The sequence below is a fragment of the Sphingobium sp. B8D3A genome (assembly GCF_025961995.1).
GTDB lineage: Bacteria > Pseudomonadota > Alphaproteobacteria > Sphingomonadales > Sphingomonadaceae > Sphingobium.
In genome coordinates, this window is the sequence record NZ_JAOQOS010000001.1 from 1,558,592 (window position 1) to 1,580,971 (window position 22,380).

Annotated in this window: 25 protein-coding genes; 23 read left to right on the forward strand and 2 right to left on the reverse strand. The window is 63.6% G+C overall.

Features of this window, described 5'->3' with window-relative positions:
• Positions 1 to 10: 10 nt before the first annotated feature.
• Positions 11 to 259, reverse strand: a complete 249-nt coding sequence (locus M2342_RS07105) for a YdcH family protein (protein WP_264578577.1) — start codon at positions 257 to 259, stop codon at positions 11 to 13.
• 199 nt (positions 260 to 458) lie between these two features.
• On the opposite strand from M2342_RS07105, the gene efp reads away from it, so the two are divergent.
• Genes efp through M2342_RS07120 form a run of 3 tightly spaced genes read left to right on the forward strand, consistent with a single transcriptional unit; the run spans position 459 to position 2,258 of the window.
• Complete coding sequence (gene efp, locus M2342_RS07110) at positions 459 to 1,022, forward strand: elongation factor P (RefSeq protein WP_181560089.1); 564 nt, start codon at positions 459 to 461, stop codon at positions 1,020 to 1,022.
• Entirely contained in the window at positions 1,022 to 1,384 is a 363-nt protein-coding gene (locus M2342_RS07115; RefSeq protein WP_264578578.1) for a hypothetical protein, read from the forward strand. Before efp ends, M2342_RS07115 begins: the two co-directional genes overlap by 1 nt.
• Positions 1,385 to 1,433: 49 nt before the next feature.
• Entirely contained in the window at positions 1,434 to 2,258 is an 825-nt protein-coding gene (locus M2342_RS07120) for an inositol monophosphatase family protein (RefSeq protein WP_181560087.1), read from the forward strand.
• A 103-nt stretch (positions 2,259 to 2,361) separates the two neighbouring features.
• On the opposite strand, the gene bfr is transcribed toward M2342_RS07120, so the two are convergent.
• Positions 2,362 to 2,841 (reverse strand): bacterioferritin, encoded by a 480-nt coding sequence (gene bfr, locus M2342_RS07125; RefSeq protein ID WP_181560086.1) that lies wholly within the window; start codon positions 2,839 to 2,841, stop codon positions 2,362 to 2,364.
• 606 nt (positions 2,842 to 3,447) lie between these two features.
• Between bfr and M2342_RS07135 the strand changes: the two genes are divergently transcribed.
• The 20 genes from M2342_RS07135 (at position 3,448) to M2342_RS07230 (ending at position 22,372) form a co-directional block, all read left to right on the forward strand.
• On the forward strand, positions 3,448 to 3,822 hold the full coding sequence (locus tag M2342_RS07135) for an NADH-quinone oxidoreductase subunit A (RefSeq protein WP_181560085.1): 375 nt from the start codon (positions 3,448 to 3,450) through the stop codon (positions 3,820 to 3,822).
• Entirely contained in the window at positions 3,813 to 4,379 is a 567-nt protein-coding gene (locus M2342_RS07140) for a NuoB/complex I 20 kDa subunit family protein (RefSeq protein ID WP_181560084.1), read from the forward strand. The genes M2342_RS07135 and M2342_RS07140 overlap by 10 nt, the downstream gene beginning before the upstream one ends.
• A gap of 10 nt (positions 4,380 to 4,389) precedes the next feature.
• The gene (locus M2342_RS07145) at positions 4,390 to 5,277 is read left to right on the forward strand and encodes an NADH-quinone oxidoreductase subunit C (RefSeq protein WP_264578579.1); all 888 of its coding nucleotides are present in this window, start codon (positions 4,390 to 4,392) and stop codon (positions 5,275 to 5,277) included.
• Positions 5,277 to 6,512: an NADH-quinone oxidoreductase subunit D gene (locus M2342_RS07150; RefSeq protein ID WP_264573157.1), complete on the forward strand. Its 1,236-nt coding sequence runs from the start codon at positions 5,277 to 5,279 to the stop codon at positions 6,510 to 6,512. Before M2342_RS07145 ends, M2342_RS07150 begins: the two co-directional genes overlap by 1 nt.
• Positions 6,513 to 6,523: 11 nt before the next feature.
• A complete protein-coding gene (locus tag M2342_RS07155; RefSeq protein ID WP_264574893.1) occupies positions 6,524 to 6,886 on the forward strand; it encodes a nuclear transport factor 2 family protein in 363 nt (120 codons plus the stop codon).
• Positions 6,883 to 7,074 carry a hypothetical protein gene (locus M2342_RS07160; RefSeq protein WP_181560082.1) on the forward strand — a complete coding sequence of 64 codons (192 nt, stop codon included), beginning with the start codon at positions 6,883 to 6,885 and terminating at the stop codon, positions 7,072 to 7,074. Before M2342_RS07155 ends, M2342_RS07160 begins: the two co-directional genes overlap by 4 nt.
• On the forward strand, positions 7,067 to 7,732 hold the full coding sequence (gene nuoE / locus M2342_RS07165) for an NADH-quinone oxidoreductase subunit NuoE (RefSeq protein ID WP_264578580.1): 666 nt from the start codon (positions 7,067 to 7,069) through the stop codon (positions 7,730 to 7,732). The genes M2342_RS07160 and nuoE overlap by 8 nt, the downstream gene beginning before the upstream one ends.
• Positions 7,732 to 9,072 carry an NADH-quinone oxidoreductase subunit NuoF gene (nuoF, locus tag M2342_RS07170; protein WP_264570753.1) on the forward strand — a complete coding sequence of 447 codons (1,341 nt, stop codon included), beginning with the start codon at positions 7,732 to 7,734 and terminating at the stop codon, positions 9,070 to 9,072. Before nuoE ends, nuoF begins: the two co-directional genes overlap by 1 nt.
• A gap of 2 nt (positions 9,073 to 9,074) precedes the next feature.
• Complete coding sequence (gene nuoG / locus M2342_RS07175) at positions 9,075 to 11,087, forward strand: NADH-quinone oxidoreductase subunit NuoG (protein WP_264578581.1); 2,013 nt, start codon at positions 9,075 to 9,077, stop codon at positions 11,085 to 11,087.
• Complete coding sequence (gene nuoH, locus M2342_RS07180; RefSeq protein ID WP_264578582.1) at positions 11,084 to 12,130, forward strand: NADH-quinone oxidoreductase subunit NuoH; 1,047 nt, start codon at positions 11,084 to 11,086, stop codon at positions 12,128 to 12,130. Before nuoG ends, nuoH begins: the two co-directional genes overlap by 4 nt.
• Positions 12,127 to 12,609: an NADH-quinone oxidoreductase subunit NuoI gene (gene nuoI / locus M2342_RS07185; protein ID WP_264570750.1), complete on the forward strand. Its 483-nt coding sequence runs from the start codon at positions 12,127 to 12,129 to the stop codon at positions 12,607 to 12,609. The genes nuoH and nuoI overlap by 4 nt, the downstream gene beginning before the upstream one ends.
• A gap of 30 nt (positions 12,610 to 12,639) precedes the next feature.
• Positions 12,640 to 13,254 (forward strand): NADH-quinone oxidoreductase subunit J, encoded by a 615-nt coding sequence (locus tag M2342_RS07190; RefSeq protein ID WP_181560076.1) that lies wholly within the window; start codon positions 12,640 to 12,642, stop codon positions 13,252 to 13,254.
• A 106-nt stretch (positions 13,255 to 13,360) separates the two neighbouring features.
• Entirely contained in the window at positions 13,361 to 13,666 is a 306-nt protein-coding gene (gene nuoK / locus M2342_RS07195) for an NADH-quinone oxidoreductase subunit NuoK (protein WP_181560075.1), read from the forward strand.
• Positions 13,667 to 13,670: 4 nt separating this feature from the next.
• Positions 13,671 to 15,797 carry an NADH-quinone oxidoreductase subunit L gene (gene nuoL / locus M2342_RS07200; protein WP_264578583.1) on the forward strand — a complete coding sequence of 709 codons (2,127 nt, stop codon included), beginning with the start codon at positions 13,671 to 13,673 and terminating at the stop codon, positions 15,795 to 15,797.
• Positions 15,794 to 17,341, forward strand: coding sequence for an NADH-quinone oxidoreductase subunit M (locus M2342_RS07205; protein WP_264578584.1), 1,548 nt, complete (start codon positions 15,794 to 15,796; stop codon positions 17,339 to 17,341). Before nuoL ends, M2342_RS07205 begins: the two co-directional genes overlap by 4 nt.
• On the forward strand, positions 17,341 to 18,780 hold the full coding sequence (gene nuoN, locus M2342_RS07210; protein WP_264578585.1) for an NADH-quinone oxidoreductase subunit NuoN: 1,440 nt from the start codon (positions 17,341 to 17,343) through the stop codon (positions 18,778 to 18,780). The genes M2342_RS07205 and nuoN overlap by 1 nt, the downstream gene beginning before the upstream one ends.
• 100 nt (positions 18,781 to 18,880) lie before the next feature.
• Complete coding sequence (locus M2342_RS07215) at positions 18,881 to 19,600, forward strand: biotin--[acetyl-CoA-carboxylase] ligase (protein WP_264578586.1); 720 nt, start codon at positions 18,881 to 18,883, stop codon at positions 19,598 to 19,600.
• A 44-nt stretch (positions 19,601 to 19,644) separates the two neighbouring features.
• Entirely contained in the window at positions 19,645 to 20,433 is a 789-nt protein-coding gene (locus M2342_RS07220) for a type III pantothenate kinase (protein WP_264578587.1), read from the forward strand.
• Complete coding sequence (locus tag M2342_RS07225) at positions 20,430 to 22,076, forward strand: ribonuclease J (RefSeq protein ID WP_264578588.1); 1,647 nt, start codon at positions 20,430 to 20,432, stop codon at positions 22,074 to 22,076. Before M2342_RS07220 ends, M2342_RS07225 begins: the two co-directional genes overlap by 4 nt.
• Positions 22,077 to 22,087: 11 nt before the next feature.
• Entirely contained in the window at positions 22,088 to 22,372 is a 285-nt protein-coding gene (locus M2342_RS07230; RefSeq protein ID WP_264578589.1) for a DUF1467 family protein, read from the forward strand.
• Positions 22,373 to 22,380: the final 8 nt, after the last annotated feature.

The following is a 22,380-nucleotide window of genomic DNA, read 5'->3' on the forward strand; positions in this document are numbered from 1 at the left end:
GCGGCGTGCCTCAGCTGCGCTGCTGGGCGATCAGGGTCGACATGTCGTCCAGGATCGCCAGTCTCTCCTTTTTGAGGTCCTCCAGATGCTCGTCGCAGGCCGGCTCGATATCGGTTTCGATCCGGTAGATCTGGCGCGTGAGCAGGTGGTGGCGCTCGGCAAGCGTGCGGAAATGCGCGTTGTGGAGCTTCAGGGCGTGAAGCACCTCATGGTCATGCGGGAACAGGTCGTCGAGCGTCTCGCGGGTATCAAGGGTCATGTTGCTCTCCTGGGTCTTGTCCGGCTTGCAATGATCCGATCGTGCCGGACGGAACGATAGCGCGCCTTGCGCAAGATCAATTCGTCGCCCACCGCCAGCGCATGGGCGGCGGGATTGCCCGCGCCCCTTGCCGTTGCCCGTCAACACGGCTAGAGGGCGCACCGGCTCTTTCCATCCTTGAAATAGACAGGCGCGACCCATGAAGATCAGCGGCGTGGATATTCGTCCCGGCAACAATATCGAATATGAAGGCGGCCTGTGGCGCGCCGTGAAGATCCAGCACACCCAGCCCGGCAAGGGCGGCGCCTATATGCAGGTGGAGCTGAAGAACCTGATCGACGGGCGCAAGAACAATGTGCGCTTCCGGTCCGCCGAGACGGTCGAGCGCATCCGCCTCGACACCAAGGATTTCCAGTATCTCTATGCCGAGGGCGACATGCTCGTCTTCATGGACACGGAGACCTATGAGCAGATCAACCTGCCCAACGATCTCGTCGGCGACGCCGCCGCCTTCCTGCAGGACGGCATGATGGTCATGCTCGAAATGTATGAAGAGCGCCCGATCAGCGTGCAGCTGCCCGAGACGGTCGAGGCGACCGTGGTCGAGGCGGACGCCGTCGTGAAAGGGCAGACTGCATCGGCCAGCTACAAGCCGGCGATTCTCGACAATGGCGTGCGCGTGATGGTGCCGCCGCACATCACCACCGGCACCCGGATCATCGTCGACGTGTATGAGCGCGAATATGTGAAGCGGGCCGACTGATGCGGCCCCTCCGCCTCGTCGCCGGGTCCGTGTTGGCCCTGTCCCTCGCCTGGTCCGCGCCGTTGCTGGCGCAGGCCAAGCCCGCCAAGCCTGCGGGGCAGCCCAGCGAAGCCCAGCTTCAGCACGCGGCGGAGAATTTCCGCATCATGGTCAGCGGTCTGCAGTCCGACAAGATTCCGCAGCCGGTGAAGAGCATTCTCTTCACCTGCGCCTACGGGAATCCGTTCAGCAAGATCAGCGAGAATACCGACAAGCTGATGACCGAGAAGAAGCTGGACCGCAAAAATCCGACCCAGGTGCTCAGCGCCATGGCGGCCGTTTGCGGTTTGCGGCCCGAGATGGTCGCACCGCCCAAGAAGTGATTTCATTCCCTGACCGGCCGCTCTTCCGCGCCGGAGGAGACAGATTGACATGGTATCCCATTCCGGCCTGTTGACGGTCATCGAGCGCGCGGCCCGCAAGGTGGCTCCGCAACTGCGGCGCGACTTCGGCGAGGTTCAGCATCTTCAGGTCAGCCGCAAGGGGCCGGCCGACTTCGTGACCGTCGCCGACAAGAAGGCGGAGGACACGCTGGTCGCCGAGCTGAGCAAGGCGCGGCCGGACTGGGGCTTCCTGCTGGAGGAAGGCGGCGAGATCGCCGGCGATCCCATGAAGCCGCGCTGGGTGATCGATCCGCTCGATGGTACAACCAACTTCCTCCACGGCATCCCCCATTTCGCCATTTCCATCGCCGTGCAGGAGCCGCATCGCTCCGGGCAGGGCTGGGGCGAAGTGACGACCGGCATGATCTATCAGCCAATCACGGACGAGAGCTATTGGGCGGAGAAATCCCGCGGCGCCTGGCGGCATGACCAGCGCCTGCGCGTCTCGGCTCGTCGCGATCTGACCGAGGCTTTGATCGCCACCGGCATTCCGTTTATCGGCCACGGCGATTTCACTGAATGGAGCCGCATTTTCGGCGCCATCGCCCCCTCGGTCGCGGGCATCCGCCGCTATGGCTCCGCTGCGCTCGATCTCGCCTGGGTCGCGTCCGGGCGCTACGACGGCTTCTGGGAGAGCGGCCTCTCGGCATGGGACGTGCAGGCCGGCATTCTTCTGGTGCGCGAGGCCGGCGGTTTCGTCACCGATTTCCGGGGTGGCGCCGAGCCCGTTGAGCGTCGCCAGGTGCTGGCCGCCAATGACGTGCTCCACAGCAAGCTTCACAAGCTGCTCGCAGGCGCGCTGCGCAACATGTGAGGGGCGCCGGCGACTATCGCTGCTGCCGTTACCGGCCAACAAAAAAGAGCGCCTGCTGCTCGCCATCCGGCCAGCATCGGCGCCCTTTTTTGAGTCCGGCGCGTCAGCCTTCGACGGCCTCGCTGTTGAGCTGGATATAATTGGCCAGGCCCATGCGCTCGATCATCTCGAACTGCGTCTCCAGCTTGTCGACATGGTCTTCCTCGCTGTCGAGGATGTGCTGGAACAGGTCGCGGCTGACATAGTCGCGCACGCTCTCGCAATGCTGGATGGCATCGCGCAGCAGCGGGATCGCCTCCAGTTCGGTATCCAGGTCGGCCTTGAGCACTTCCTCGACCGTGCTGCCGATGCGCAGGCGCCCGAGCAGCTGGAAGTTGGGCAAGCCATCGAGAAACAGGATGCGCTCCGCCAGCTTGTCGGCGTGCTTCATCTCGTCGATCGATTCCTCATATTCGAACTTGGCGAGCTTCGAGATGCCCCAATGATCGAGAAGACGGTAGTGGAGGAAATACTGGTTGATGGCCGTCAGCTCGTTCTTGAGCGCGCCATTGAGAAATTCGATGACCTTTTCGTCACCCTTCATGTTCTGTCTCCATGTCGTCAGTCGATGGAGCGGAACTAGCAGCAAAGCGGCAATAATTCACGCGAGAACGTCTCGCAACCATGGGTGCGATAGGTTCTTAATAGCGGTGCACTTCTTCGCTAATGCCAATGATAGTCAGGAATGGGGCTTGGCTGGTCGGCTCAGGCCGTTGCCCAGGTGCCGGTCTGGCTCGGCGCATTAAGGCTGCGGCTGCAGCGCGCCCGGCAGGAGGATTGCTCCTCCACCATCACATCTTCCGCATGATCGAGGCAGATGCGACATTGCGGCGTTTTGCCGAGCGCTCGGTAGGCGCTTTCGGGACACGTCACACCCTGGCGAGCAACGCTGCGCAGTTCCTGTTCCGTGATCGCATTACAGATACAGACAAGCATGATTCGTTGATAGTGTTGTTGCGAGGCATTTGCAATCTCCGACGTGATCGAATGCGACGAATGGTTGGGCGTTCGGCCGCCCCGGGGCCCGGCGGAAGGGGCTCAGGCTCGGCTGATTTGTTGCGAATCATTCTCAGCCCGTCCAAGGGTTGCCTCGCAGGTGCAGCAGTCCTAAAGCGCCCCCATCAAAGGCTATTAAGCCTAGGGGATTCAAGTGGTCGATCTGTCGCAATATCTGCCGATCCTGCTGTTTCTGGTTGTCGCATTGGGCTTGTCGTGCGCGTTCGTGTTCCTGCCCATGGCCGTCGGCCGGCTGACGGGGTCGCACAAGCCGGACCCGGAAAAGCTGAGCGAATATGAGTGCGGCTTTCCCGCATTCGAGGATCCGCGCAGTCAGTTCGACGTGCGCTTCTATCTCGTCGCGATCCTGTTCATCATCTTCGATCTGGAAGCGGCGTTTCTCTTCCCCTGGTCGGTGAGTCTGGCTGAGATCGGCTGGGCCGGCTGGGGCGCGATGATGATCTTCATTTTCGAGCTGGTGCTCGGCCTCGTCTATGCCTGGAAGAAGGGAGCACTCGATTGGGAGTAGAACTTGAACGGCCGGGCACGCTGGGCGCTCCGCTGATCGGGGTTCCGCCGGCCACGCAGCCAGATCCCGAATTCTTCAAGGCGCTCTCCACCGAGGTGAGCGACAAGGGCTTTCTCGTCACTTCGACGGAAGACCTGTTCAACTGGGCGCGCACCGGCTCGCTCTGGTGGATGACCTTCGGCCTCGCCTGCTGCGCGGTCGAGATGATCCACGTGAACATGCCGCGCTACGACATGGAGCGTTTCGGCGCTGCACCGCGCGCGTCTCCGCGCCAGAGCGACGTGATGATCGTCGCCGGTACGCTGTGCAACAAGATGGCTCCGGCGCTGCGCAAGGTCTACGACCAGATGAGCGAGCCGAAATACGTCATCTCGATGGGCTCGTGCGCCAATGGCGGCGGCTATTATCATTACAGCTACAGCGTCGTGCGCGGCTGCGACCGGATTGTGCCCGTGGACATCTATGTCCCCGGTTGCCCGCCGACCGCCGAAGCACTGCTTTATGGCATCATGCAGCTCCAGCGGAAAATCCGCCGGGTCGGCACGATAGAGCGTTGAGGGGACGGATATGGTGACAGCCGTTCATTCCGCACCGCGGGTCGAGCCGATCGAGGGTCTGGCCGATGCCATTCGCGCCGCGCTGGGCGATGCCGTGCTGGCGATCAAGGATGCGCATTTCGAGCTGAGCGTGGGCGTGCAGCGCGAGGCGCTGGCCGATGCGTTGCAGCTTCTGCGGGATCGTTTCGACTATCAGCAGCTCATGGAGATCGCCGGGGTCGACTATCCCGAGCGGGCCGAGCGCTTCGAGGTCTGCTATCATCTGCTCTCGGTGACCAAGAACCATCGCCTGCGCGTCAAGGTGCGCACCGATGAGGATCATGCGGTGCCGACCGTCACGCACCTCTGGCCGGTCGCCGGCTGGCTCGAGCGTGAAGTGTTCGACATGTATGGCGTGCTGTTCGAGGGCAACACGGACCTGCGCCGCATCCTCACGGATTATGGCTTCAAGGGCTATCCGTTCCGCAAGGACTTCCCGCTCACGGGCTATGTCGAGCTGCGCTATTCCGAAGAGCAGAAGCGGGTCGTCTATGAGCCGGTGAAGCTGGCGCAGGACTTCCGCAGCTTCGACTTCATGAGCCCGTGGGAAGGCGCGCAATATGTGCTGCCGGGCGACGAGAAGGCCAAGGGCGAGGCGCCGGGTGCGCCCACGCCGCCGCCACCTCCGCCGCCACCCCCGCCAGCATCCGCTTCCCCGGACGCAAAGACGGCCAAGACGACGGACGAGCCTGCGGATACCGGTGCCGGTGCGCCGGCCGACAAGGCTGCGACCAAACAGGCCCGTGCGCCGCGTGCCAAGAAGGCGGAGGTTGCGTCCGCACCGGTGGAAGACACGCCCCCGGTGGAAAACAAGCCGAAGCGTACGCGCAAGCCCAAGACGCCCGAGGGTGACGCCTGATGTCCGAATATCTCGACAAGCTGGAGCATCTTGTTGACGACGCCGATCCGGCGCTCGGCGACACCGCGATCCAGAACTATACGATCAACTTCGGCCCGCAGCACCCCGCTGCCCACGGCGTGCTGCGTCTGGTCATGGAGCTCGAGGGCGAGATCGTGGAGCGCTGCGATCCGCATGTCGGCCTGCTGCACCGCGGCACCGAGAAGCTGATCGAGTATAAGACCTATCTGCAGGCGCTGCCCTATTTCGACCGGCTGGACTATTGCTCGCCGCTCGGCATGGAGCACAGCTATGTGCTGGCCATCGAGAAGCTGCTGAACCTCGAAGTGCCGCTGCGCGCCCAATATCTGCGCGTGTTCTTTGCGGAGCTGACGCGGATCAGCAATCACATGCTGAACCTTGGCTCTCATGTCATGGACGTCGGCGCGATGACGCCGAATCTGTGGATGTTCGAGATCCGCGAGGATTGCCTCAACTTCTTCGAGCGCGCATCCGGTGCCCGCATGCACTCGGCTTACTTCCGTCCGGGCGGCGTTCATCAGGACGTGCCGCTCAAGCTGCTCACCGATATTGGCGACTGGCTCGATACGCGGCTGCCGCGTCTCTTCGAGGATGCGATCAGCCTGGTGGCGGACAACCGCATCTTCAAGCAGCGCAATGTCGACATCGCGGTCTGCTCCAAGGAAGACGCGCTGCGCTGGGGCTTTTCCGGCCCGATGCTGCGCGGCTCGGGCATTCCGTGGGATATCCGCAAGGCCCAGCCCTACGATGTCTATGATCGCATGGAGTTCGACGTGCCCGTCGGCACCAACTTCGACTGCTACGACCGGTTCATGGTGCGCGTGGAGGAGGTCCGCCAGTCGGCGCGGATCATGAAGCAGTGCCTCAACGAGATGCCGGACGGCCCGGTCGCTTCGCTCGATCGCAAGGTCGTGCCGCCCAAGCGCGGCGAGATGAAGCAGTCGATGGAAGCACTCATCCACCACTTCAAGCTCTACACCGAGGGCTTCCACGTGCCCGAGGGCGAAGTCTACGTGGCGACCGAAAGCCCCAAGGGCGAGTTCGGCGTGTATCTGGTGAGCGACGGGACCAACAAGCCCTATCGCTGCAAGATCCGCCCGACGGCGTTCAGCCATCTGCAGGCGATGGACTTCCTGATGAAGGGCCACATGCTCGCCGACACCACGGCCGTTCTCGGCGCGATGGACATCGTGTTCGGGGAGTGCGACCGGTGAGTGTTGCAACCATGCTGTCCGCTGACGAGCGCATCGCCATCACCCGCGAGATGATCGCCCGCTACAATCGTCAGGATGCCGACGCCTATGTCGAGCTGATGACGGACGAAGCCTGCGAGGCGAATTATCGCGGTGCCGTCGTGCGCGAAGGCAAGGAAGGGACCCGCTCGGGCCTCGCCGCCGCTTTCGCCAAATGGCCGCAGAACCATGCGGAGATCGTCGAGGCGCAGGCCATCGGCAATTACGTACTGATGCGCGAGCATGTCACGCGCGGCCCGGCCAGCGATGGCTCGGAGCTGGTTGAGCCGTTCGACGTGATCGCAGTCTATTCATTCGAGGGCGACAAGGTGTCGCGCGTGGAGTTCATTCGATGAGGGGCGACGCAACACCCGTCTGGTTGCATATCCTGGTGCTGAGCCTTGCCGGCATGGTGCTGATCGTGCTGGACCGCATGGCCGATGTTCCCGATGGCGTGGTCGCCGGGCTGGCCTGCGCCACGGTCTATTTCTGGCTGACCTTCGGCGCGCCGGCCTACAGCAAGCGGATCCGCGAGAATGGCTGACGCACCCCAGATCCCCGATGAAGCCGAAGTCCGCGCCCGTTGGGGCAGCTTTGCCTGGACGCCGGAAAATGCCGAGCAGGCCAAGAAGGTCATCGCGCGCTATCCCGAGGGCCGCCAGCAGTCGGCAGTGATGCCGCTGCTCGATCTCGCCCAGCGGCAGGTCGGTGCGGAGACGAACACGCAGGGCTGGCTGCCGATCCCGGTGATCGAATATGTCGCCGCCCAGCTTGATATGCCGTTCATGCGGGCATACGAGGTCGCGACCTTCTACACCATGTACAATCTGGCGCCGGTCGGCCGGTTCCATGTGCAGGTGTGTGGCACGACGCCGTGCATGCTGCGCGGCAGCGACGATGTGCTGGACGCCTGCACCAAGCGCGGCCTCAAAAAGGGCACGACCACCGCAGACGGCCTGTTCACGCTCACCGAGGTCGAGTGCCTCGGCGCCTGCGCCAATGCGCCGATGGTCCAGATCAACGACGACAATTACGAAGACCTGACCTTCGACAGCATGACGGCGATCCTCGACGATCTTGCGGCGGGCAAGCAGCCCAAAATCGGTCCGCAGATCGACCGCCAGACCAGCGCGCCCGAGGGCGGGCCGACTGCGACGAAGGCGATGGTCACCGAGAATCATGATTATCGGGGGGAATGGTAATGGCTGACGAAACGCCCGCCGCGCCGCCGCCCTTTGTCGGCCCGCTGGAAGACAAGGACCGCATCTTCACCAACGTCCATGGCTATCAGGACTGGCGCATCGACGCCGCCATGAAGCGGGGCGATTGGGACAATACCAAGAAGCTGCTGGAAATCGGCCAGGATGGCATCATCGACATCATGAAGGCCTCGGGCCTGCGTGGTCGCGGTGGCGCCGGCTTCCCGACCGGTATGAAGTGGAGCTTCATGCCCAAGGAAAGCAAGGACGGGCGTCCGAGCTTCTTGGTCATCAATGCCGACGAGTCCGAACCGGGCTCGTGCAAGGACCGCGAGATCATCCGCCACGATCCGCACAAGCTGATCGAGGGGGCGCTCGTCGCCGGTTTCGCGATGCGCGCGCGGGCGGCATATATCTACATCCGTGGCGAGTTCATCTACGAGGCGAAGGTGCTCTTCGCGGCGGTGGAAGAGGCTTATGCCAAGGGCTTCCTCGGCAAGAATGCCTGCGGCTCGGGCTATGATTTCGACGTGTTCGTGCATCGCGGGGCAGGGGCCTATATCTGCGGCGAGGAAACCGCGCAGATCGAGAGCCTCGAAGGCAAGAAAGGCCAGCCGCGCCTCAAGCCGCCGTTCCCGGCGGGTGCGGGCCTCTATGGCTGCCCGACCACGGTCAACAATGTCGAGAGCATCGCGGTTGCGCCGACGATCCTGCGGCGCGGCGCCGGCTGGTTCTCCAGCTTCGGTCGCGAGAACAATCGCGGCACCAAGCTCTTCCAGATCAGCGGCCATGTGAACAAGCCGTGCGTGATCGAGGAGAGCATGAGCATCCCGTTCCGCGAACTGATCGATCGCCATTGCGGTGGCATTCGCGGCGGCTGGGACAATCTCCTCGCGGTCATCCCCGGCGGCTCTTCGGTGCCCCTGGTGCCGGCCGCCGAGATCATGGATGCGCCGATGGACTTCGACGGCCTGCGCGCGCTCGGCTCTGGCCTCGGCACGGCAGCGGTCATCGTCATGGACAAGTCGACCGACATCGTGCGAGCGATCGCGCGGCTCAGCTACTTCTACAAGCATGAGAGCTGCGGCCAATGCACGCCCTGTCGCGAAGGCACCGGCTGGATGTGGCGCGTGATGGAGCGGCTTGTGCGCGGCGATGCCGAGGTGGAAGAGATCGACATGCTCTTCCAGGTCACCAAGCAGGTCGAAGGCCACACCATCTGCGCGCTCGGCGACGCAGCCGCCTGGCCGATCCAGGGCCTCATTCGCCATTTCCGCCCCGAGATCGAGCGCCGCATCGCGGCCAAGCGCGGCGGCGCCCCTGTGCTGGAGGCAGCGGAGTAATCATGCCCACAGTCAAAGTAGACGGCATCGACATCGAAGTTCCCGCCGGAGCGACCGTGCTTCAGGCGTGCGAGCTGGCCGGCAAGGAAATTCCGCGCTTCTGCTATCATGAGCGCCTCTCCATTGCGGGCAATTGCCGCATGTGCCTTGTCGAGGTGAAGCCTGGGCCGCCCAAGCCGCAGGCGAGCTGCGCGCTGCCAGCGGCGGACGGTCAGGAAATCCGCACCGATAGCGAGATGGTGAAGAAGGCCCGCGAGGGCGTGATGGAGTTCCTCCTTATCAATCACCCGCTCGATTGCCCGATCTGCGATCAGGGGGGCGAGTGCGATCTGCAGGACCAGTCCGTCGCTTATGGTCGCGGCCAATCGCGCTATGACGAGAACAAGCGCGCGGTCACCGAGAAATATATGGGGCCCATCGTCAAGACGGTGATGACCCGCTGCATCCAGTGCACCCGCTGCGTGCGCTTTGCCGAGGAAGTGGCCGGCGTGCCGGAGATCGGCGCCATCTATCGCGGCGAGAACATGCAGATCACGACCTATCTGGAGCATGCCGCCAAGAGCGAGCTCTCCGGCAATGTGGTCGATCTTTGCCCGGTCGGTGCGCTGACGTCCAAGCCCTATGCCTTCGAGGCACGGCCCTGGGAGCTCAAGAAGACGCTCGCCATCGACGTCATGGATGCCGTGGGCACCAATATCCGCATCGACAGCCGCGGCCGCGCCGTGCTGCGCGTCCTGCCGCGCGTCAACGATGACGTGAACGAGGAGTGGGCGAGCGACAAGACCCGCCACGCCGTTGACGGGCTGATGCGCAAGCGGCTGGACAAGCCCTATGTTCGCAAGGACGGCCAGCTGGTTCCCGCTACGTGGGACGAGGCCTTTGCGGCCATCGCTGCCGTGGCGAAAAGCGCCAACGGTTCGGTCGCGGCGATCGCCGGCGATCAGCTCGATTGCGAGACGATGTTCGCCGCGCGTGAGCTGGTCCGTGGCCTTGGCGGTTCGCTGCTGGAAGGTCGCCAGGGCGGCCTCGATTATGACGTTTCCAGCCTTTCGGCGGTGAACTTCAATTCGACGCTCGCCGGCATCGAAACGGCGGACGCGATCCTGCTGGTCGGCACCAACCTGCGTTGGGAAGCCCCGCTGATCAACACGCGCATCCGCAAGGCCATCAAGAAGGGCGCCAAGGTCTGGACCATCGGGCCGGACGTGGATCTGACCTACAAGGTGACCTCGCTCGGCAACGATGCCGCGCTGCTCGCGAACCTGCCCAAGGATGTGCTTGATGTCTTCGCTGCGGCCAACCGCCCGGCGCTCATCATGGGCGGCGGTGCGCTGGCGGCCGCGGGCGTGCATGCCGCCGCACTGGCGGCGGTGAACACGCTGGGTCTGATCAAGGCTGACTGGAACGGCTTCAACGTCGTCCACATGGCCGCCGCACGCATGGGCGGGCTGATGCTCGGCTATGCCGCGCAGGGCGGGGTGAAGGCGATCGCGCAGAGCGAGCCCAAGCTGCTGTTCCTGATGGGCGCGGACGATGTGCCGTTCGACCTCTTCGGCAAGAGCTTCAAGGTCTATGTCGGCCATCATGGCGACAAGGGCGCCCATGCAGCGGACGTGATCCTGCCCGGCGCGGCCTACACCGAAAAGGCCGGCACCTATGTGAACACGGAAGGCCGCGTGCAGCGCGGCGACAAGGCCGTGTTCGCGCCGGGCGATGCCCGCGAGGACTGGACGATCCTGCGCGCGCTTTCTGATGTGCTGGGCAAGAAGCTGGCGTTCGACAGCTTCGAGGCACTGCGTGCGGCCATGTATGCCGCCGTCCCGGCGCTAGCGCAGGAAGGCCTGGTCGATTTCGGCTGGTCAGCCCCGTCGCTGGCGAGCAATGCGAGCGGCCCGATCAGCCTGCCGATCAAGGATTTCTACCTGACCAACGCCATCTGCCGGGCCAGCCCGACGATGAAGCGCTGCTCGGCAGAACTGGTCATGGGTGAAGAGTTCGCGGAGGCCGCGGAATGACCGAGTTTTTCCAGACCTATCTCGGCACGGGCTTCGGTTGGTTCGTCGCCAACCTGATCCTCATCCTCCTCATCGCGCTGCCCCTCATGCTGGCCGTCGCGATGATCATCTATGCCGATCGCAAGATCTGGGCGGCGATGGCGCTGCGTCGCGGCCCGAACGTCGTCGGTCCCTTCGGTCTGCTCCAGTCGTTCGCGGACGGTCTCAAGGTCTTCCTGCAGGAAACGATCATCCCGAGTGCGGCCAACAAAGGCCTGTTCATCCTCGCGCCGATCATCACATTCACGGTGGCGTTGCTGGCCTGGGCGGTCATTCCGTTCGATGCCGGGATGGTGCTGGCGGACATCAATGTCGGCCTGCTGTATATTCTCGCGGTGAGTTCGCTCGGCGTCTACGGCGTGGTGATCTCGGGCTGGGCGTCCAACTCCAAATATCCCTTCTTCTCGGCGATGCGCGCCAGCGCGCAGATGATCTCCTATGAGGTCTCGATCGGCTTCGTGCTCATCAGCGTCGTGCTCTGGTCGGGCAGCTTCAACCTCTCGACCATCGTCGAGACGCAGCGCAGCTATTATGGCTTCCTCAACGGCCACGGCTTCAATCCGCTGCTCTTCCCCATGGCGGTGGTGTTCCTCATCTCGTCCATGGCGGAGACGGCGCGGGCGCCCTTCGACCTGACCGAGGCGGAATCCGAGCTCGTCGCCGGCTACCAGACCGAATATTCGTCGATGAGCTTCGCGCTCTTCTGGCTCGGTGAATATGCCAATGTCATCCTGATGTGCCTGCTCAACGCGCTGCTCTTCTGGGGTGGCTATCTGCCGCCGGTGGACTGGGCGCCGCTCTATTTTGTGCCGGGCATCATCTGGCTGCTGGCCAAGACCTTCATTTTCTTCTTCATCTTCTCTTGGGTGAAGGCGACGGTGCCCCGCTTCCGCTATGACCAGCTCATGCGGCTGGGCTGGAAGGTCTTCCTGCCGCTCTCGCTCTTCTTCGTATTCCTCGTGTCCGGGTTCCTGATGTTGACCCGCTATGGAGGCGGCGCATGATTGCGCATCTCGTCAAATCCTTCACTCTCTGGGAGTTTTTGAAGGCGCACGCTTTGACCTTGAAGTATTTCTTCAAGCCCAAGGCGACCATCAACTACCCCTATGAGAAGAACCCGATCTCGCCCCGCTTCCGCGGCGAGCATGCGCTGCGCCGTTATCCCAATGGCGAGGAGCGCTGCATCGCGTGCAAGCTGTGCGAGGCAATCTGCCCGGCACAGGCGATCACCATCGAGGCGCAGCCCCGCGACGATGGCTCGCGCCGCACGACGCGCTACGATATCGACATGGTGAAGTGCATCTATTGCGGTTTCTGCCAGGAAGCCTGCCCGGTCGATGCGATCGTGGAAGGCCCGAATTTCGAGTTCGCCACGGAAACCCGTGAAGAACTCTATTACGACAAGGCGAAACTGCTCGCCAATGGTGACAAATGGGAGCGGGCAATCGCGGCGAACCTTGCCGCCGATGCCCCCTACCGTTAAGGCGCCGCGAAGGGACCAGAGGGGGACGTTTTGACCGTTCAAGTTTTCGCCTTCTACCTGTTTGCGAGCATCGTCGTGGCATCCGCCACGATGGTTATTCTCGCGCGCAATCCGGTGCACAGCGTGCTCTGGCTCATCCTGGCGTTCTTCAACGCGGCGGGACTCATGGTGCTGCTCGGCGCCGAGTTCGTCGCGATGCTGCTCGTCATCGTCTATGTGGGTGCGGTCGCCGTGCTCTTCCTCTTCGTGGTGATGATGCTCGACATCGATTTCGCGGAGTTGCGAGCCGGGTTCGTCAGTTATTTCCCGCTGGGCGGCGCCATCGCGCTGATCCTGCTGGTCGAGCTGGTGCTCGGCATCGCCATCTGGCAGGCCGGTGAGGTCACGCTCGCGCAGCGGGCCGCGCCGACACCGACGGACATGCCGAACATCCAGGCGATCGGCGCGCTGCTTTACTCGCGCTACATCTTCCTGTTCGAGGCGGCCGGGCTCATCCTGCTCGTCGCGATGATCGGAGCCATCGTGCTGACGCATCGCGCCCGTGGCGGCGTGCGGTCGCAGGATATTGGCAAGCAGGTCCGCCGCCGGCCCGAGGATGCCGTGCGCAACATCGATCAGCCGGTGGGCAAGGGGGTAGAGCTGTGAGCCTCTCCCGCATCAACGCTCCGTTCGTGTCGAGCGTCGTCGAGACACTTGGCGCACCCCGCTTCTCGACTTCGCTCGAAGCGAACGGAAAGGGAGGTCTTTCCGCATGATCGGCCTGGGTCATTATGTCGTCGTCAGCGCGATCCTGTTCGTGCTCGGCGTGCTCGGCATCTTCATCAACCGCAAGAACATCATCGTCATCCTGATGGCGATCGAGCTGATCCTGCTGGCGGTGAACATCAATCTCGTCGCGTTCAGCGCCTATCTGGGCGATCTGGTCGGGCAGGTCTTCGCCATGTTCGTTCTGACGGTGGCCGCCGGTGAAGCGGCGATCGGTCTGGCGATCCTCGTCATCTATTTCCGTCAGCGCGGCACCATCGCCGTGGACGATGTCAACCAGATGAAGGGCTGATCGCGTGATCTCAATCATCGTTTTCGGTCCACTGCTGGCCGCGATCATCGCGGGCCTGGGCCAGCGCGTCATCGGCAATGTGCCGTCCAAGATCATCACGACGGGCGCGCTGTTCCTCTCCTGCGCGCTGTCCTGGCCGATCTTCATCTCCTACCTTACCGGCAATGCGCAGCCGCAGATTGTCGAGCTGTTCACCTGGATGCGCTCCGGCACGCTGGACGTCAGCTGGGCGCTGCGGGTGGATTCGCTCACGGCGACGATGCTCGTGGTTATCACCAGCGTTTCCGCGCTCGTTCACCTGTATAGCTGGGGCTATATGGACGAGGACCCGGATCAGCCGCGCTTCTTCGCCTATCTCTCGCTGTTCACCTTCGCGATGCTGATGCTGGTGACCGCCAACAACCTGCTGCAGATGTTTTTCGGCTGGGAAGGCGTGGGCCTGGCGTCCTATCTGCTGATCGGTTTCTGGTACAAGAAGCCCTCGGCGGGCGCGGCAGCCATCAAGGCGTTCGTCGTCAACCGCGTCGGCGACTTGGGCTTCATGCTCGGTATCTTCGGCATCTATCTGGTGTTCGGCACGATCGACATTCCGGCGATCCTCGCGGCCGCGCCGACCATGGCCGGCTCGACCATCGGTTTCCTCGGCCATCGCTTCGATACCATGACTGTCCTATGTCTGCTGCTGTTCATCGGCGCGATGGGCAAGTCCGCGCAGCTCGGCCTCCACACCTGGTTGCCGGACGCGATGGAAGGCCCGACGCCGGTCTCCGCGCTCATCCACGCCGCGACTATGGTCACGGCAGGCGTGTTCATGGTCTGCCGCCTGTCGCCGCTGTTCGAGACGAGCGCGACGGCCATGGCGGTGGTCACCATCGTTGGCGCGGCAACCTGCATCTTCGCCGCCACCATCGGCACGGTGCAGACCGACATCAAGCGCGTGATCGCCTATTCGACCTGCTCGCAGCTCGGCTACATGTTCTTCGCTGCCGGCGTCGGCGCTTATGGCGCCGCGATGTTCCACCTGCTGACGCACGCTTTCTTCAAGGCGCTGCTGTTCCTTGGTGCCGGCTCGGTGATCCATGCCATGCATCATGAGCAGGACATGCGCTATTATGGCGGCCTGCGGAAATCGATCCCGATCACCTTCTGGACGATGCTGCTTGGCACGCTGGCCATTACCGGCGTCGGCATTCCCGGCACCTATTTCGGCTTTGCCGGCTTCTTCTCCAAGGATGCCATCCTGGAGAGCGCCTTCGCGGCGGGCGGCCACGGCACCGGCGCCTTTTTCGTCGGCGCCTTCGCGGCGCTGCTCACCAGCTTCTACAGCTGGCGCCTGATGTTCCTGACCTTCTGGGGCAAGCCCCGCTGGGCGGGCAGCGAGCACATTCAGCACGCTGTGCATGACGCGCATGGGCATGATGCCCACGGCCACGGTCATGACGACCATGCCCACGCCGAAGCACATGGCCATGCCGAGCATGGCGCGGAGAATCCGCCGGCGCAGGAAGATGCGGGTCATGATCCGCACGGCCAGGGCGTCGATGCGCAGGCGACCGGCACGGCAGGCTATCACCCCCATGAGAGCCCGCTGGTCATGCTCATCCCGCTCATCGTGCTGAGCCTTGGCGCGGTGCTGGGTGGCTATGTGTTCTACTACAGCTTCTTCGGGGTCGAGGAGGGCGCCCGCTTCTGGGCGGCCAGCACGCTCTATTTCAACGAGCATCTGGTCCATGCCGCGCACGAAGTGCCGTTCTGGGTGAAGGCGACGCCGGCCGTCGTCATGCTCACCGGCCTCGTCATCGCCTGGCTGGCCTATATCCGCCACACCGACTGGCCGGCCAAGTTCACGGCGCAGTTCTACATGCTCTACGATTTCCTGCTGCATAAGTGGTATTTCGACGAGCTGTACGATCTCATCTTCGTTCGCCCGGCCATGTGGCTTGGCCGCGTCTTCTGGAAGGGCGGCGACCAGGGGGTCATCGATCGGTTCGGTCCCAATGGTGCGGCGGCGGTCGTCGTCGCCGGCAGCCGGGTCACGCGGGCCATGCAGTCGGGCTATCTCTATTCCTATGCGCTGGTGATGCTGATTGGCCTCGCCGCGGCAGTCACCTGGGCGATCATGCCGAAATGAGCCAGAGCTTCCCCATCCTTTCGCTGATGCTCGCCGTTCCGATGATCGGCGCCATCGCCTGCCTGTTCGTCTCGGCGCAATCGGCGCGCTGGATCGCGCTCGCCGCGACCCTGATCGACCTGGTGCTGGGCGCCATCCTCTGGCTGAGCTTCGACATGACGCCCGGCGCGGCGGAATGGCAGTTCACCGAATATGCACCCATCTTCGGCAAGTTCGCCTGGGCGCTGGGCATCGACGGCATCGCGCTGATGCTGATCGCGCTCACCGTGTTCCTGATGCCGATCTGCATTGGCGCGAGCTGGGAATCCGTGAAGGACCGCGTCGGCGAATATATGGCGGCGTTCCTGTTCATGGAGACGCTGATGATCGGCGTCTTCGCGGCGCAGGACATCTTCCTCTTCTACATCTTCTTCGAGGCCGGCCTCATCCCGATGTATCTCATCATCGGCATCTGGGGCGGCGCGGACCGGATCTACGCCAGCTACAAATTTTTCCTCTACACGCTGCTCGGCTCGGTGCTGATGCTCATTGCGATGCTGTGGATGGTCCGCACGGCCGGCTCCACCGCCATTCCGGTGCTGATGGCCTACGACTTCCCACCGCATGCGCAGACGTGGCTGTTCCTGGCCTTCTTCGCCAGCTTCGCGGTGAAGATGCCAATGTGGCCCGTCCACACCTGGCTGCCGGATGCGCACGTGCAGGCGCCGACCGCCGGTTCGGTCATTCTGGCCGGCGTGCTGCTGAAGATGGGTGGCTATGGCTTCATCCGCTTCTCGCTGCCGATGTTCCCCGTCGCCGCGGCCGAACTGGCCTGGCTGGTCTGGGGCCTCTCGATGGTCGCGGTGGTCTACACCAGCCTTGTCGCGCTGGTGCAGAGCGACATGAAGAAGCTGATTGCTTATTCCTCCGTCGCACACATGGCGATCGTGACGGTCGGCCTGTTCGCCTTCAACCAGCAGGGTGTCGAAGGCGCGATGATGGTGATGCTGGGCCACGGCCTCGTTTCCGGCGCGTTGTTCCTGTGCGTAGGCATCATCTATGATCGCCTGCATACCCGCGAGATCAGTCGTTATGGCGGCCTTGCCGTCAACATGCCGAAATATGCGCTGCTGTTCATGCTGTTCACCATGGCCTCCGTCGGCCTGCCGGGCACGAGCAACTTCGTGGGTGAGCTGCTCGCGCTGATGGGCATCTATCAGGCCTCGAGCTGGGTCGCGCTGGTCTGCACCACCGGCATCATCCTGGGCGCCGCCTACATGCTGTGGCTCTACCGCCGCGTGGTGTTCGGCGATCTGGTCAAGGATGACGTGCGCGCCATGCCGGACCTCTCGGCGCGCGAAATGGCGCTGCTTGTGCCGATTGCCGCTGCGGTGCTGTGGATGGGCGTTTATCCCGAGAGCTTCCTGGCGCCGATGCGCGGCAATGTCGCCAGCATCGTTGCCCGCACCGAGGCTGCGAAGCCCGCCGGTGACGCCCATCTCACCAAGGGCACCGGCAAAGCCGTTGACACACATCACGAAGAACACGCCGAGGGGGCGCACTGATGGATAGCCTGGGCGCATTTGCTTCGGTCCTGCCGGAAATCACGCTGACGATCTCAGGGCTGGTCCTGCTGATGGTCAGTGCCTTTGCGGGCGACAGCGCCGGTCGTACGGTGAGCTGGCTCTCCGTGCTGGCGCTGGCCGTAGCCGGGCTGCTGCTCGCCACGCCGGCCGTGAATGCCGGCGGCCTGATCTTCGAGGGTCTTTATCGCGCCGACGCCTTTGCGAGCTTCGCCAAGGCGCTGATCTTCTTCGCGGCTGCGGCCTGCATCGTCGTGGCACCGCGCTTCTTCGATGGCGACGGTGGCTTGCGTGCCGAATATCCGGTGCTGATCCTCTTCTCGTCCATCGGCATGTCGATGATGGTGTCGGCGGCCGATCTGCTGACGCTCTATATTGGCCTCGAGCTGCAGAGCCTGGCCGCCTATGTGCTGGCGAGCTTTGCCCGCAAGGATTCGCGCTCGGCAGAAGCGGGCCTCAAATATTTCGTGCTCGGCGGCCTCGCGAGCGGCATCCTGCTCTATGGCATGTCGCTGCTTTATGGCTTCTCCGGCACGACCAGCTTCACTGGTGTCGCTGCAGCGATGGCCGATGGCCTGAGCACCGGCGAGATGTTCGGCATGGTGTTCGTGCTGGCTGGCCTTGCCTTCAAGATCAGTGCCGTGCCGTTCCACATGTGGACGCCCGACGTGTATGAAGGTGCGCCGACGCCGGTTACCGCCTTCTTCGCCAGCGCACCCAAGGTCGCCGCGCTCGCGCTGACGGTGCGCGTCGCGATCAGCGCGATGGGGCCGAGCGGCGTCGCCTGGCAGCAGATCATCATCTTCATGGCCTTGGCGTCCATCGTGCTGGGCGCCGTTGCGGCGATCAACCAGCCCAACATCAAGCGGCTGTTGGCTTATTCCTCGATCAACAACATCGGTTTCGCGCTGATCGGCCTGGCGGCCGGCACGGCCGAAGGCGTTGCAGCGGTGATGAGCTATCTGTTCATCTACATCATCATGACGGTCGGCAGCTTCGTCTGCGTGCTGCAGATGCGGGATGAGGACGGCAATCCGGTCGAGACGATCGCGAGCCTTGCAGGCCTGTCGCGCTCGCGGCCGGGTCTGGCGGCTGCGCTGGCGATCTTCATGTTCAGCCTGGCGGGTATTCCGCCGCTGTTCGGCTTCTGGGCCAAGTTCCTGGTGTTCGATGCCGCCGTGGGTGCGGGCCTCACGCCGCTGGCCGCCATCGGTATTGCCGCCTCGGTGATTGGTGCCTTCTATTATCTCAAGGTGGTCAAGACGATGTACTTCGACCAGCCGGCCGAGCCTTATGGCACCGCGCGCAGCCCGCTGGAATATGGGCTTATGACCGCCTGCGCGGCGATCATTGTGGTGGGCTATCTGCTCAACCCCTGGCTCGACCGGGCGAGCGCGGCTGCTGCAGCCTCGCTGTTCTGAGACCGCCGCGTGTCGCCTCCCCAGTGGGGCGACGCGGCGGTGCGCAGTGGGCGCATCGATGACCCTCGATCACTGCATGGCGTCACAGGGGCGCGGCTAAATGGCGCACGCGCGCATCCATGTCGTGCCGGAGACTGGCTCCACCAATGCCGATCTGCGCGCGCAGGCGGATCGCTGGCCGAATGGGCACTGGCTGCGCGCCGAGCGGCAGACGGCGGGGCGAGGGCGGCTCGGGCGTACATGGCAGAGTCCGACGGGCAATCTCTACGCCTCCACCCTGATCGCGCTGCAGCCGGGCGATCCGCCTGTCACCGGCATCAGCCTGATGATGGGGATCGCGGTCCATGACGCACTTTCAAGCCTCGCAGAGAAGGCACCGATCCTGCTGAAATGGCCCAATGATGTGCTGGCGGATGGCGCCAAGCTGGCGGGCATGTTGCTGGAACGGGAAGGGCAGGCGATCATCGCCGGGATCGGGGTCAACATCGCCACCGCGCCGTCGCTCGCCGACCGCCCGACCGTGGCGCTGAATGCCTTGCCGGGCGGGGCCGGCCTCACCGCCGAGGCGGTTCTCGATGCGCTGGTTGTCGCGGTCGACCGCTGGCTGCTGCTTTGGCGCACCGAGGGAATGGCCGCGCTCGTCCCGGCCTGGCTTGCGCGGGCGCATCCCGTCGGTACGCCGCTGGTGGTGACAGGCACGGGCAGCGCCCCCTTGCACGGTCGCTTTGCTGGCCTGCGCGACGATGGTGCGCTGATGCTGGCCCGTGAGGATGGCACACAGGCCGTCATCCACAGCGGCGATGTCGGCATATTGCCTTGAATTCGACGCGGGAAACGCGCAACGCCGCCTGAGAGGATCAGCCCATGTTGCTAGCCATCGATGCCGGAAATACCAATGTCGTCTTCGCGCTGATCGCGCCCGACCGCAGGATCCGCGCGCGCTGGCGGATCGCCACCGATCCGCGCCGTACCGGTGATGAATATGCCGTGTGGATCAACCAGCTGCTCCAGCTCGAAGGGCTGGGCATGAAGGATGTGACGGCGGTGATCGTCTCCACGGTCGTGCCGCGCGCGCTCCATAATCTCGACGTGCTGGCCCGCAAATATTTCGGCGTGGAGCCGCTGATCGCCGGCAAGCCGCCGGTGGAATGGCATATCAATGTCGACGTGCCGATGCCGCAGACGCTCGGCGCGGATCGCGCGCTCAATGCCATCGCCGCCCATGACGCCTATGAAGGCGATCTGATCGTCATCGATTTCGGCACAGCGACGACCTTCGACTATATCGATTATACCGGCGCCTATAAGGGCGGAATCATTGCGCCGGGCATCAACCTGTCGCTCGATGCGCTGGTGAACAATGCCGCGAAACTGCCCCGCATCGCCATCGAATCCCCCCGTAACAATGATTCCGTGATTGGCCGCACCACGGAGGACCAGATGCTGATTGGCGTTTTCTGGGGATATGTGGCAATGATGGAGGGGCTGGTCATGCGGATGCGCAAAGAGATCGGCCGCCCGGCGACTGTTCTTGCCACCGGCGGCCTCGCCATTTTGTTCGACCAGAAGACCGATCTCTTCGATGCCATCGTGCCGGATCTCACATTGACCGGCCTGGCACTCCTTTATGAACGCAGCGGAAAAAGTGCATGACGCCAGGCGATGAACTTCTCTTCCTGGCCCTTGGTGGGTCAGGCGAAATCGGCATGAATCTCAATCTCTATGGCTGTCGTGGCAAATGGTTGATGGTGGATCTGGGGGTGACCTTCTCCGATCCGTCCTTCCCCGGCATCGATCTCATCATGCCGGACACCGCGTTCATCGAGGAGCGGCAGAAGGATCTGCTCGGCATCGTGCTCACCCATGGGCATGAGGATCACATCGGCGCGGTGCCCTATCTTGCGGCCGATCTCGACGTGCCGATCTATGCAACGCCGTTCACTGCCGGTTTGGTGCGGGGCAAGCTTGCCGAGGAAGGTCTGACGGACAGCGTGACGCTGCATGTCATCCAGGAGGACGAGAGCTTCGAACTGGGCGAATTCCGGATGCGCTACCTACCGCTCGCGCACTCGATCCCGGAAGGCAATGCGCTGCTGATCGAGACGCCCTTTGGCCGCATCTTCCACACCGGCGACTGGAAGCTCGACGATGAGCCCCAGATCGGCGTGCCCTCCACGGCGGAGGAGCTGAAGGCCGTGGGCGACGAGGGCGTATTGGCGCTCGTTTGCGACAGCACCAATGTGTTCAATCCCGAGGCCAGCGGCTCGGAAGGCTCTGTGCAGGCCGATCTGCTGAGCACGATTGCCGGCGCCAAGGGCAGGGTGGTGGTGACCACCTTCGCCAGCAATGCCGCGCGCTTGCAGACGCTGGCCAATGTGGCGCGGCTCACCGGGCGCAAGCTCTGTGTCGCCGGGCGCTCGCTCGATCGCATCATCACCATCGCCAAGAGCTGCGGCTATCTGCAGAATCTGCCCCCGATGCTGGACTTCGACGCGATCATGGCGGTGCCGCCGCGCGATGCGATGATCATCGCCACCGGCGGCCAGGGCGAATCCCGCGCCGCGCTCGCCCGCATCGCGACCGATCAACACCCGATCAAGCTGGATACCGGCGACACGGTGATCTTCTCGTCGCGCAAGATTCCCGGCAACGAACTGGCCATCGGCCGCATCCAGAATGCGCTGGCGGCCAAGAATGTGGTGATGATCACCGAGAATGATGCGCACATCCACGTCTCCGGTCACCCCGGGCGGCCTGAGCTGGCGGCGATGTATGGCTGGATCCGGCCCGAGATGATCGTGCCGGTGCACGGCGAATTGCGCCATATGGCCGAACAGGCACGCTTTGCCGCCGAGCAGGGCATCGAGCGCGGCATCGTGCAGACCAATGGCGACATCATCCGTCTCGCGCCCGATGGGCCGCACAAGATCGGCGAGACGCGCGCCGGACGCCTCGTGCTGGATGGCGACGTCATCCTGCCGGCCGATGGCAACACCATGAACGAGCGTCGCAAGATCATGATCCACGGCCATATGAGCGTGGGCCTGGCCATTTCCGCCAAGGGCAAGATGCTCGGCGCGCCGGATATTCGCACCAAGGGCGTGCCGGTGGAGGATGACCGCGAGCAGTTCCTGGCTGATGCGGCCAAGGCTGTGGGCGCAGTGGTTGCCAAGGGCAAGGCGAGTGGGGACGTCGAATCCTTGCGGGAAGCAGTGCGCATCGGCGCGCGGCGCGTGGCGTTCGAGTGGACCGGCAAGAAGCCGATCGTCGACGTGACGATCGTGCAGGCCGGCTGAGGGAGGCGAGGATGCAAATCGGCTCCGCGCTGGCGATCTATTTTCTGATCTGGTTTCTAAGCCTGTTTCTGGTGCTGCCCTTCGGCGTGCGCACCAGCGACGAGCTTGGGAAGGAGAAGGTGCCGGGGCAGGCGGACAGCGCGCCCCATGAGTTCCGCTTCTTCCGCATGATCCTGCGCACGACGGTGCTTTCCGCCCTGTTCTTTGCGCTGTTCTACGCGAACTGGCAATATGGCTGGGTGACCATCCGCAGCTTCGACGGATTTCTGAACGCCCCCGAGAGCCTCCGGCAATAAGCGGGGAG